The 11,915-nt window shown below is 39.3% G+C and carries 10 protein-coding genes; 2 read left to right on the plus strand and 8 right to left on the minus strand.

From position 1 onward, the window contains the following. Positions 1 to 3: 3 nt before the first annotated feature. On the plus strand, positions 4 to 2,187 hold the full coding sequence (locus J1899_RS17130) for a cell division protein FtsA (RefSeq protein ID WP_214475432.1): 2,184 nt from the start codon (positions 4 to 6) through the stop codon (positions 2,185 to 2,187). A gap of 137 nt (positions 2,188 to 2,324) precedes the next feature. Here J1899_RS17130 and ytxJ read toward each other — a convergent pair whose 3' ends face one another. The 3 genes from ytxJ to J1899_RS17145 all read right to left on the minus strand — a co-directional run bounded on the left by ytxJ (position 2,325) and on the right by J1899_RS17145 (position 3,739). Next, complete coding sequence (gene ytxJ / locus J1899_RS17135; RefSeq protein WP_066442977.1) at positions 2,325 to 2,654, minus strand: bacillithiol system redox-active protein YtxJ; 330 nt, start codon at positions 2,652 to 2,654, stop codon at positions 2,325 to 2,327. 79 nt (positions 2,655 to 2,733) lie between these two features. Continuing rightward, positions 2,734 to 3,237 (minus strand): YtxH domain-containing protein, encoded by a 504-nt coding sequence (locus J1899_RS17140; RefSeq protein WP_066442976.1) that lies wholly within the window; start codon positions 3,235 to 3,237, stop codon positions 2,734 to 2,736. A gap of 19 nt (positions 3,238 to 3,256) precedes the next feature. After that, the gene (locus J1899_RS17145) at positions 3,257 to 3,739 is read right to left on the minus strand and encodes a DUF948 domain-containing protein (protein WP_214475434.1); all 483 of its coding nucleotides are present in this window, start codon (positions 3,737 to 3,739) and stop codon (positions 3,257 to 3,259) included. A 196-nt stretch (positions 3,740 to 3,935) separates the two neighbouring features. On the opposite strand from J1899_RS17145, the gene J1899_RS17150 reads away from it, so the two are divergent. Next, positions 3,936 to 5,051 carry an aminopeptidase gene (locus J1899_RS17150; RefSeq protein ID WP_214475436.1) on the plus strand — a complete coding sequence of 372 codons (1,116 nt, stop codon included), beginning with the start codon at positions 3,936 to 3,938 and terminating at the stop codon, positions 5,049 to 5,051. A gap of 117 nt (positions 5,052 to 5,168) precedes the next feature. Here J1899_RS17150 and murC read toward each other — a convergent pair whose 3' ends face one another. The 5 genes from murC to J1899_RS17175 form a co-directional block, all read right to left on the minus strand. Next, entirely contained in the window at positions 5,169 to 6,473 is a 1,305-nt protein-coding gene (gene murC / locus J1899_RS17155) for a UDP-N-acetylmuramate--L-alanine ligase (RefSeq protein WP_066442973.1), read from the minus strand. 242 nt (positions 6,474 to 6,715) lie between these two features. Continuing rightward, on the minus strand, positions 6,716 to 7,813 hold the full coding sequence (locus J1899_RS17160; RefSeq protein ID WP_066442972.1) for a nicotinate phosphoribosyltransferase: 1,098 nt from the start codon (positions 7,811 to 7,813) through the stop codon (positions 6,716 to 6,718). A 79-nt stretch (positions 7,814 to 7,892) separates the two neighbouring features. Next, positions 7,893 to 10,460: a DNA translocase FtsK gene (locus J1899_RS17165; RefSeq protein WP_214475437.1), complete on the minus strand. Its 2,568-nt coding sequence runs from the start codon at positions 10,458 to 10,460 to the stop codon at positions 7,893 to 7,895. 193 nt (positions 10,461 to 10,653) lie between these two features. After that, positions 10,654 to 11,457 carry a DUF1444 domain-containing protein gene (locus tag J1899_RS17170; protein WP_214475439.1) on the minus strand — a complete coding sequence of 268 codons (804 nt, stop codon included), beginning with the start codon at positions 11,455 to 11,457 and terminating at the stop codon, positions 10,654 to 10,656. Positions 11,458 to 11,540: 83 nt separating this feature from the next. Continuing rightward, positions 11,541 to 11,858, minus strand: coding sequence for a thioredoxin family protein (locus J1899_RS17175; protein WP_214475441.1), 318 nt, complete (start codon positions 11,856 to 11,858; stop codon positions 11,541 to 11,543). Between the last annotated feature and the right edge of the window lie 57 nt (positions 11,859 to 11,915).

Here is an 11,915-nt window from a genome sequence, read left to right on the forward strand (position 1 = left end):
GCCTTGGAAGAAACCAAAAAATTGTTCGCTCTGGATATCGGTACCCGATCGATTGTAGGAATTATCCTTGAACAGCAGGAAGATCAATTTCATGTTATAGATATACTTATTCAAGAACATACGGAACGTGCCATGCTCGATGGGCAGATTCACGATGTGTTAGCTGTCTCAAAAATCATCATTCAAATTAAGGAGAAGCTGGAGAAAAAGCACGGACCATTAAAAAAAGTAAGTGTAGCTGCAGCTGGACGTTCATTAAAAACGAAACGCGCAGTCTCTTCGATTGGGATACAAGGGAAGCCCATGATGAATAAACAAGACATATTACATCTCGAATTAAGTGCTGTTCAGCAGGCACAGGCTCTTGTCGCAGAGGATCAAGAAAGTGAAAAGAGTGCTATGTACTATTGTGTCGGCTATTCAATTCTTTATTACAAGCTCGATGGAGAAGAGATTGGGAATCTAATTGATCAGCAGGGGAATGAAGCGTCTGTTGAAATTATTGCCACGTTTCTGCCAAAAGTTGTGGTTGAATCACTTATTTCAGCTTTGCATCGTTCTGATTTAGAGATGGAAGCACTCACCCTTGAGCCTATCGCAGCGATCAATGTTCTCATTCCTCAATCAATGCGCAGACTAAATGTCGCGCTTGTTGATATTGGCGCAGGTACTTCCGATATTGCGATAACGGATTTAGGAACAGTTGTTGCCTATGGAATGGTTCCAGTTGCGGGAGATGAAATTACTGAAGCGATTAGTGATCAGCTTCTGCTTGATTTTCCGCGTGCAGAACAGGCAAAGCGTGAATTGCTGACACAGGATTCCATCATGGTTGAAGATATCCTTGGCTTTGAGGCTGAGGTAACAAAAAGCGAAATTATTGAACAGATTTCACCTGCCATTAACCGTTTAACAGAATCCATATGTGATGAAATCCTCACGTTAAATAATCACAAGCAGCCTAAAGCCGTTATGCTTGTTGGCGGAGGCAGCCAGACGCCTGCATTAGCTGAGCGAATTGCTGAAAAATTGAAGCTGCCTGCCAATAGGGTAGCGATTCGCGGCATTGATGCCATTCATGCTTTAACACTTTCAGAGCATATCTCACGCGGTCCAGAACTAGTGACGCCCATTGGCATTGCCATAGCGGCTCATAAAGCGCCTGTACAATATAAAACCGTTCATGTAAATGAACAGCCTGTACGATTATTTGAGGTGACCAAATTAACGGTTGGTGACTGCCTGCTTGCTGCTGGTATAAAAATGAATAAATTATATGGAAAACCCGGTTTAGCCATGATTGTATCTTTAAATGGCCATCAGATCACCATTCCCGGATCTCACGGAGATGCACCTTTATTAATGAAAAATGGAGACATCTGCGGATTAGATGATAAAGTCCTAAGCGGTGATGAAATTACTGTCAAAAAGGGGCAAGACGGCTTGAGAGCTGAGGTCTTAATTCGGGATTTAATCGATGAGCTTCCAAATAAAACAATTTATGTGAACGACAAGGAATATATTCTTGATGCAATGATCAAACGCAATGGCAAAGCAGCAAATATTGAAGAGCATGTCTTAGACCATGACATGATTGAATGTACCGTGCCTGAAACGATTTCTGAAATGCTCACAGCATTACATTTGGAATATTTACTGGACAGACTAAAGCCCTTCAAATTAAAAATTAATGGAAAAGACACGATAATTCCGTCATTCTCTGGAGCACTTCTGCGCAATGGTTCACAGGCAAAAGTGCATAATGGCATTGACCACTATGATAAAATCACTATTTCGAAAAGAAGCGAGCCAACCCTGAAAGATTTAATGCTGCTTAAACAAATGGTCTTGGAATTCACTTTGCCAGTAACCTTTAATAATAAAGAAATACAATTAAAAAAGCCATTTGCCCTTTTTAAAAGAAATGGAGAAGAATTGGCATTAGAGGATATTATCTCTGACGGTGATGAATTAGAATACATTCAGATTAGACGAGAGCCTTTCATTTTTCAGGATATTTTTAAAGCAGTAGAAATTGCCATGCCTCAAAATGCTAAAGGAAATTTCCTTCTTTTAAAAAATGGAGAAAACGCAACGTTTTATGATGAATTAAATGCAGGCGATCAGCTGGAAATTGTCTGGCCAATTAAACAGATGCAGACATATGTGAATAAAACGTCACTATAAGCTTTAAATATTTTCGTACTCCCTTCCCGCCAGAGCCTTGTTTCTAAAAGCAGTTAAAGGAACGAATTTTTCAAAGAGGAACCTTTTAAATATGGTAAAAAAAAACGGTTCTGGATTGTCCAGAACCGTTTTTTTGATTATTTATTCTCTTCAATTGCCTTGCCTAAAGAATCAGTCGTAATTTTCCAATGGGAAGCATGCCAAACAACATCTCCATTTTTAAACAAAATAGATTGTGGTGATTCATGCTTAATATGAAATTCCTCGGCAATATGATCTGATAACGGACGATCATCTTGAACAATTAATACATATGTTTTCAGATCCTGCTGCTCTCCAGAAAAGCTTTCATATTCTTCATAAGCTGCTTGGCTGATTGGGCAGGTAGAACTATGCTTTAAAAGCATAAAAGTGCCCCCGGCCTTAATCACTTCATTAAATGCTTCTACATTAGTTAGTCTTTCCATTCAAAAATAACCTCCAAATAGGATAATAAACGGTGAAGTAATCTTACCACTTCACCGTTTATAAGACAAATATCGAGTTTTATCGATTATACTTTAGCTCAGTCTCATCAAAAGCTTGCTTTGTTTCATCAAGCTTAAGCTGTATCTCAGCATCATTTACTGGAGAATTCCCCTCAGGAAATACTTCATTGTCCGTTTTAACAGCAGTTAATTCAGAAGTTTCCTCCGATTGAGTATCCTGATTATTTTTAGCCGTTAAACCTTTCACTTTGTTAACCAATTCCGAAGATTGCTTTGAAACAGAAGATGAAACTGCATTTGTTTTTTCTTTAGCTGCTCCAGCTAATTCTGTTCCTTTTTCCATAGCTGTATCGCGGATTTTGCTTGTTTTTTCCTTTATGACAGAAGCTTGTTCGCTAATATCGTGCATCAATTCTTTACCTGGTTTTGGTGCGAGCAATAGCGCAGCACCTGCACCAATGATTCCTCCGATTAAGGCGCCAATCACAAAATCTTTTGTGTTCATGCTTTCTTCTTTCACATCCGTACCCGCATCAAATTGATTGCGATCTTGTTTACTCATTTCCATCCCTCCGCATAATTTAGTTTCTTACTCGTACCTTCTCTCTTTTGTCCGGCAAAACATCTTCTTGCATTTCATATTGATATGGATCAGGTTTTTTCATTCTCCACTTATTCTTTATCTCAAGAAGCACATTGCTCCACTGAACAACTTGTGATATCTTGTCCTTATTTTGCTCAAGTTGATCATTTACAGTAGATGTTATTTTCTGGACAGATCCGTTAAAACGTCGAACTGAATCTCCGACTTCTTTCACTGCATATACGACACTATTTAAGCTTTCAGATTTCTGCTGGATATCACTTGCAAGTGAGTTGGTTTTATGTAGAAGCACTGTTGTTTCTTTCGTGACTCCATCTAATTGTTTCTCCAACCCAGTCAGCGTTTGTGAAACACTTTCCAATGTCCCCTGCAAGGAATTTAATGTTTTTGATAAATAAACAACCAACACTAAAAATGCGACTGCAATAACCGCTACACTTACGTATAAAATAATTTCCATTGTGCACCTCCGTCTTTCTTTCAAGAAAAATCTGTTTTTCAAGCTGTTATTATCATTTACCCAATGCCTTGTACTATAAACCAGCCTATTGATTAAATCTTACCATAATCTCCTGAAAATTTTATAATAATAAACAAATTGAATTATTTCGGTTACAATAATAAATGCAAGTATATTTATTAATGGGGGTAAAAAAATGAGAGACTCACGTATCGATCAGCTCGCAAAAAACTTAATCAATTACTCAGTGCGCCTGCAAAAGGGTGAAAAGGTACTGATTGAAAACTTCGGCTTACAGAAAGAGCTTGTAACGGCCCTAGTAAGAGAAGCATATGCTGCAGGAGGACAGCCATTTGTCTCCCTCAAGGATCATCAAGTGGACCGAGCATTATTGTTAGGTGCACAAGAAGAGCAATTTAAGCTTACAGCTGAGTTTGAAGCTAATGTTATGAAAAACATGGACGCTTATATCGGACTTCGTTCTGGTGACAATATTAACGAACATGCAGACGTGCCAGGCGATAAAATGAAGATCCATGGTGCTACAATCGGCAAGATGGTACATAGAGAAATCCGGGTTCCAAAAACAAAATGGGTCGTACTCCGCTATCCAAACGCTTCGATGGCACAATTAGCGAAAATGAGCACTGAAGGTTTTGAAGATTTCTACTTCAATGTCTGTAATTTAGATTATGGAAAAATGGATAAAGCGATGGATCAGCTTGTTTCCTTAATGGACCGTACCGATAAAGTGCGTATTACCGGTCCTGGTACTGATTTATCTTTCTCCATTAAAGACATTCCTTCCATTAAGTGTTCTGGTCAGATGAATATTCCAGATGGAGAAGTTTACACTGCGCCAGTACGCAATTCTGTTAATGGTGTTCTTACTTACAACACTCCATCGCCATATCAAGGCTTCACATTTGAGAATGTAAAGCTTACATTTAAGGATGGCAAAATTATAGAAGCAGAAGCAAACGATACGGAACGCATTAATAAAATCTTTGATACAGATGAAGGCGCGCGCTTCATTGGCGAATTTGCCATTGGTGTAAATCCATATATTCTTCATCCAATGCAGGATATCTTATTTGATGAAAAAATTGACGGAAGCTTCCACTTTACGCCTGGACAATGCTATGACGAAGCTTCGAACGGCAACAATTCAAACATTCACTGGGATATGGTAAACATCCAGCGTCCAGACTACGGCGGTGGAGAAATTTACTTTGACGATGTTCTCATCCGAAAAGACGGCCGTTTTGTAATCCCTGAATTAGAATCTTTGAATCCGGAAAACTTAAAATAAGACATTCATTTCTATGATCGATCAAAAGCATAGTGCTAATGATTCTTCCCTAAAATGCAAAAAAGGATGCAGCCATTGGGCCAGCATCCTTTTTCATTGTATATACCTTGCTTACTATTAGTTCATTAATAATTGTTTCTCATAGGCAGCCTGGAATTTTTGAATATCCCCTGCTCCCATGAAAATGATGACACTATCTTCATGTTTCTTAAGAACAGCTGTATCTTCTTCAGTTAAAATTTCTGCATCTGAAATCTTCTCCTGGAGATCTTCAATGGAAAGCTTTCCATGATTTTCACGCGCAGAACCAAATATTTCACATAAATATACTTTATCTGCTGTATTTAAACTCTCAGCAAACTCTGATAAAAAGGTTTGCGTTCTAGTAAACGTATGCGGCTGAAAAACAGCAACAATTTCCTTTTCAGGGAATTTTTGTCTAGCAGCCTCTACCGTTACTTTTATTTCTGTTGGATGGTGTGCATAATCATCAATTATGACTTGAGACCCAATCTGCTTTTCAGAAAACCTTCTCTTTACTCCACCAAAAGATGAAAGCTGCTCCTGGATAATATCTGCATCAATTTCCTCATAATGACAGACGGCAATTACACCAAGTGAATTCAATACATTATGATCTCCATATGCATTTATAGAAAAAGTATGATAGAAAGTATTTCTGACAAAAACATCAAATGTCGTTCCTTCAGTAGATTTTACAATATTCCTGGCTTGGAAATCATTGTCCTCGCCAAAACCGTAAAATAATACCGGAACTTTCGCTTGAATTTTTTGCAGCTGCTCATCATCACCATATGCAAATATCCCTTTTTTCACCTGCCAGGACATTTCCTGAAAAGCTGAAAATACATCATCAATATTGGCAAAGTAATCGGGGTGATCAAAGTCAATATTTGTCATGATCGCATAGTCAGGAGAATACGAAAGGAAATGGCGTCTATATTCGCAAGCTTCAAATGCAAAATATTCAGCTTCTTCCTTCCCTCTTCCTGTTCCATCTCCAATTAAATAAGAAGTTGGTTTCGCCCCCTGCAGGACATGCGAAAGCAAGCCTGTAGTGGAGGTTTTGCCGTGCGCCCCTGTCACTGCAATGCTTGTAAAGTTTTGGAGAAAATCGCCAAGAAAACGGTGGTACCGAACAATCGGCAAGCCCAGCTTCATCGCTTCTTGAATTTCTTCATGTGTATCAGGAAAAGCATTTCCTGCAATTACAGTCATGCCTGGTTCAATATTTTCTTTTTGAAAAGGAAGAATTTTAATTCCAGCTTCCTCTAGTGCTGCTTGAGTAAAAAAACGTTTTTCATAATCGGAGCCTTGGACCTGTAAATTCATATCATGAAGCACTTGTGCAAGTGCGCTCATTCCAGATCCTTTAATCCCTACGAAATGGTAAATAGTCATATAAAGAACCTCCAACCATCGTATATCTGTAACACAGTATATGACATATATCTAGATTTGCTCATATCCTTTAAAGGACATGGCTGAAACTTTTAAGAACATTACAGCATTAAAGTAAATTGTCAGTACATTTATCAGAATAGAGGGATAGTCTTTATCTACCCTCTATTCTGATCCGTGAACATAGTAATATGAAAATGCATTCATTCATTATATCATTAGTTGTTTTGAAAAACTATGCCCTATATTTCCTTCTCTAAACGAGGGTTTGGGCGATATCGCCGTCCGGCTTTTGCCACATGCTTCCCATCAATCATGACATTGTCGCCGGTAAAACCAATATTCACCTTTAATAAGCTGCTGCCGACACCATATGTATCAACAGGAACTCCTTGCTTTTCAAACTCTAAAATACGGTCTTCATTAAAGCCACCGCTAACGACAATTTTCACATGCTGAAAGCCCTCATCATCCAATGCCTTCCTTAAGGCAAAGATCAATTCGGCATTAACTCCTCTAGGATCGAATGTTCCAAGCACATGCTGATTTCTCAGGAAATATTGATCAATCATCGTACGGGAGGTATCAACGCGGACTCCTTTTAAATCCTTTCCAAACTCCCGTGCTACTTTTAACGAATCAGCAACTGCATCGTTATTATAATCAACCAATGCGATAAGATCATCATCAGGAAAAGTCTCTTTGTATGCTCTTGTTGCTGCAACTAGGTCTCCTTCAAATAGCTGGATTAAAGCATGCGGCATTGTCCCCATGCCCTGCTTGCCCCACCATTCATTCATCGCATGTGTTGCTTTTGCACTCGCACCGCCAATATGAGCGGCATAGCCATCGCCTGCTTGGGTCATGAAATGATCATCACGGTCTCCCATGAAAATAACTTCCTTCTGTTTACCGGATGCGCCGGCAGCTTTGACTACATTGTACACATTTGTAGCAACAGAAGTACGGCGTGCTAAAATCCCATCAATCAGACCTTCAAGATATCCAAAGGTTTTATAATTTCCTTTAATTGTTAACACCGTTTCAAACGGAGAAATCTTATCTCCATCTTTTAAAGAATATATTTCCAGTTCTTCAGGATTATCCGCAAATGTTTTAATTAGTGAGATAACCTCATCTGTACCGCAAAGAACCGCATGGTTTTTTTGAAAAAATTGCATCGTTACAATTTTTTCATAATGATATTTCTCTACAATTTGCTTTGTTTTTAAAAAGTAAACAGCCGAAAACCAGCCATCCCTGACACGCTCATCGAACTTAAACGTTTTATTTGTTAAACGGTTGATCTTGCCTTGCAACTTCAATTCAATTTCTTTCATTGTTAAAGCTCCTTAAGTCAATTCCACCTAAAATGTTATATTTATATTGTTTTCTAATGCAAATAAAGAATACCACGTATTAATTTATTGTACTAGCCTCTAAAATACTTTCAAGATCAGCTGCACTGATCAGTACATCTCTTGGCTTACTGCCGCGGTTCTCTGTAATATATCCTAATTGCTCCATCATGTCGATTAATCGGGCTGCCCTGCTGTAGCCGATTTTAAATCTCCTCTGCAGACTTGAAGTAGATGCAGATCCCTGGGCAACTATAAATTCACATGCGTCAAAGAAAAGCTCATCCTCTTCCTCAACAGCTTCTGCTTTTTTCAGCAATTCTTCCTGTTCGAACAAGTAATCCGGATCTCTTTCTTTTCTTACATGAGCCACAACCTCGTCAATTTCCTGATCCGATACAAAGGTTCCCTGCAGTCTGACAGGCTTTGAGGAGCCATTTTCCAAAAATAGCATATCTCCCCGTCCAAGCAGTTTCTCCGCTCCGCTAATATCAATAATCGTGCGGGAATCCACTTGAGAAGAAACAGAAAAAGCAACTCTTGTAGGGACATTCGCCTTTATCAATCCTGTTATAACATCCACAGATGGTCTTTGTGTGGCAATAATTAAATGAATTCCGCATGCTCTTGCTTTTTGCGCAATCCGGCAGATGGCTTCTTCCACATCAGCAGGAGACATCATCATTAAATCCGCAAGCTCATCAATCACAATCACGATATATGGGAGCTTATCCTTATATTGTTTGGCCTGCTCTGCAAGCTCATTAAATCGAGTGATATCACGGACACCAGTATGAGCAAAAAGTTCATAGCGGCGTTCCATTTCTTCCACAGCCCACTTTAAGGCAGCAGTGGCAGCTTTCACATCTGTAATGACTGGGCTGACAAGATGCGGGATTCGATTATATGGAGCAAGCTCTACCATTTTTGGATCTATAAGCAGTAATTTTAATTCATCTGGAGTTGACTTATATAAAAGGCTGATCAAAATCGTATTAATACAAACACTCTTCCCAGATCCTGTCGCACCAGCTATCAATCCATGCGGCATTTTCCGCAGATCCGTTACGATCGGATTTCCGGCAATATCGAGACCTAAGACTGCTGTCAGCGGAGATTTTGCCTCTTGAAAAACTGCACTGTTAATAATTTCACTGATAAAAACAGGACGGCTGGAATGATTCGGAACTTCGATGCCAATCGTGTGTTTTCCTGGAATTGGCGCTTCTATCCGAATATCCCTTGCTGCAAGACTTAATTTAATATCATCTGACAGATTCGTAATTTTATTTACTTTGACTCCAGGCTCAGGCTGCACTTCAAACCGTGTAACCGACGGCCCTTGAGTCACATTTACAACATGTGCACGCACATTAAAGTTAGAAAGTGTGGAATTCAAAAGCTCTTCCTGTTCAAAAAGCCATTCTGATGATTCTTCAGGAGCCACACCTGGGAGAAGCACATCCTTCGAAGGAAAAGCATAATAAGGCAATTCTTCGGCATCATCCAGCTGTTCCATTACCGGTTTAGGCGGATTATCAATCGTTTGCGCTGTTTGCGGTGCTGTATTAACAGCTCTTGGGACAATCTTTTGCTCCTGCTGATCAGCAGATATCCTCTCTTTTTCTTCCTGAATCTTTGGCTCAGTATTCCCTCTAAATGGAACAGCAGACTGAGCTGCCTGCAGCTTTTGCCGATCCTTATTCAGCATGATGACATTAAACGGAATATGGCTGCGGGAATTTCTTGGTTTTTGCTCCGGTTCCACATTTAGCAAATCCTCTTCATGATTGCTTTCTGTGAGTTCTGGGGCCTCTGAATCTTCTTGTTTTTCCTGTGACGCCGCCTCTTCTAAAACAACTTCCTCGGAAAAAGGTTGCTCCTTCACTTCGATCTCATCTGGCTCGTCTATGTTTTCCTCAATGAGCATTGAATGCGAATTTGAAAGAGCCTCTGAGCTTACAGGCACATCCGTTACAGGTTCTATTTCTTCTTTATGTTCTTCTAAAATGGGGAGATCCATCTCTTTAGCTGCTGTATTTTCTTCATCATAATAGACTTTAGCAGGCTCTTCATTGCGTTTCACACTTTGAATAAGAGAGAGAGAACTTTCTAAGTGTTCCTCCTGCTTAGCTTGGTGTTCAAACTCATTAACTTTTAGCTCATCTAAGTTTGTTGTTATATCTTTTTTATCCATATTAATTTCAGAATTGCTCTTAAGTTCGAACTCTATTTGCTCTTTTACCGGGCGCTTAGCGAATCCATAGATTGGCGAAGGAATCTCTGTCGGATGAAATGGCCTCGTCATTTTAGCGGCAGCATTCCGTTCTGGTTTGACGCTTTCTTTCTGAACAGGCGGTTTACGGTACGCTCTATTTGTTTCGTCTGTTTTTTTCTCTGAAGCCGTTTTGTGTATCTGTCTCTTTTCCTTCTGCTGTTTTGCTTCTTCATCTGGAATAAGCGGAAACCTGAATTTCCCTTTAGGATACTGATATAAAACCTTAGCATCTACATTTTTCCCATGATCCTTTTTCTGTTCCATATATGTGACCTTTTCAGGCTCAATCTGTTTTTGATCAACATCTTCCTCTTCTTGAAAAAATCCAAATATCTTTTTAAACCAACTCATATGTAACCATCTCTTTCTGCAAGTCTATCCTTCTTATTTTAGCAGTATTTTGGAGGAAGTGGGGATAAAAATCGATATTGGGTCTTTATGAGGTCTACCGATATGCAAAAAGTCTAATTTGTATCATCTAACTCAGACAAAATATGCCAAAAAAATAGGCTGTCATCAGAAAGAGGACAGCCTAGAAATTCTTTTATTTTTTTGCGCGATTTTTTCCTAAAATAAAAATTGGTTCAAGCTCACCATCTTCATATAGAAATGATAGGGCGGTGATTGGTACACGGCCGCTCGCAAAGAAGCTCATAGTCATCTGCGCAAGGACGTCATAACCTGTATCATTTTTAATATCACAAATGATTAGGACATCCTGATGAGGAACAGCAATAGCCATTTTCCCTTCGACCTTCTCTTCCATTTCTCTCAGAAACGATTCATTTAAGATCCTGCTGGCATCATATCCATCATTGCTATTTAGGAAATAAAAATCATTGCCTGCCACTTGATCCTTTTTAGCATTTACTGAAAGTGACCGGACATTGAATAGAGCAGTTTCCTTTATTCTTCCCCGATCCCAGCCTTCTTTTGACAGCAGCTCTTCATCAATCAGCCGATATGTGTTGCCCAGGTCTAAAGCATAATAAATCCTTGTCTCAGCCGTATGTTCATCTGTTAAAAAGGGAACGCCTTCTTTTGATTCAGATGGAAAGGAAGTAGAGCGTATGACTGGAAAAATATTGCGCTCATGACCTGATAAAACCGGCTCTCCTGTCATCGCCTCAAGTCCTTCTTCCACATAATAAACAACTTCATCAATGGCTTTTTCCTTTTGCTCCTGCCACTTAGCGATGATACCCGGCAGTGAGATCGTAATCCCTTTACCCGTTTCTTTATTGACAACACGAAGCTGATCTTTTTCACGATCAAAGCTAAACTCGCGATTGTCCTTTTCTAATCGATCCTGTAATGCCTTTTTCATTTTCTTGCTATCCATTTTCATCTGTTTCCCTCCTACTGGAGTATGTATTGACCTATACTTTAGAAAAAAACCTCCATCCATAGCATGGTGGAGGGTGAAATATCTTATTTACTTAAAGACTCAATAAATTTCTCAATTTCCTCTTGAGTCTTCCGATCCTTGCTGACAAATCGGCCAAGCTCATTTCCATCCTCAAAACCAATAAAGCTTGGAATTCCATAAACATCTAGCTGGACACATAAATCGATAAATTGATCACGATCTACGTAGACAAATGTATAATCAGCATACTTTTCTTCAACTTCAGGCATAAATGGATCTATAAATCGGCAATCGCCGCACCAGTCAGCTGAAAATAGAAAAATATGCTTGCCCTCTGCTTTTAACTCTTCAAACTGTTCCATAGACTCAAGTTTTTTCACTGTCTTCTCCTCCTGTACGTTAAACCTAATAGGATCATATCAATCTTCCCCTTAACA

The sequence above is a fragment of the Cytobacillus gottheilii genome (assembly GCF_018582665.1).
Lineage (GTDB): Bacteria > Bacillota > Bacilli > Bacillales > Cytobacillaceae > Cytobacillus > Cytobacillus gottheilii.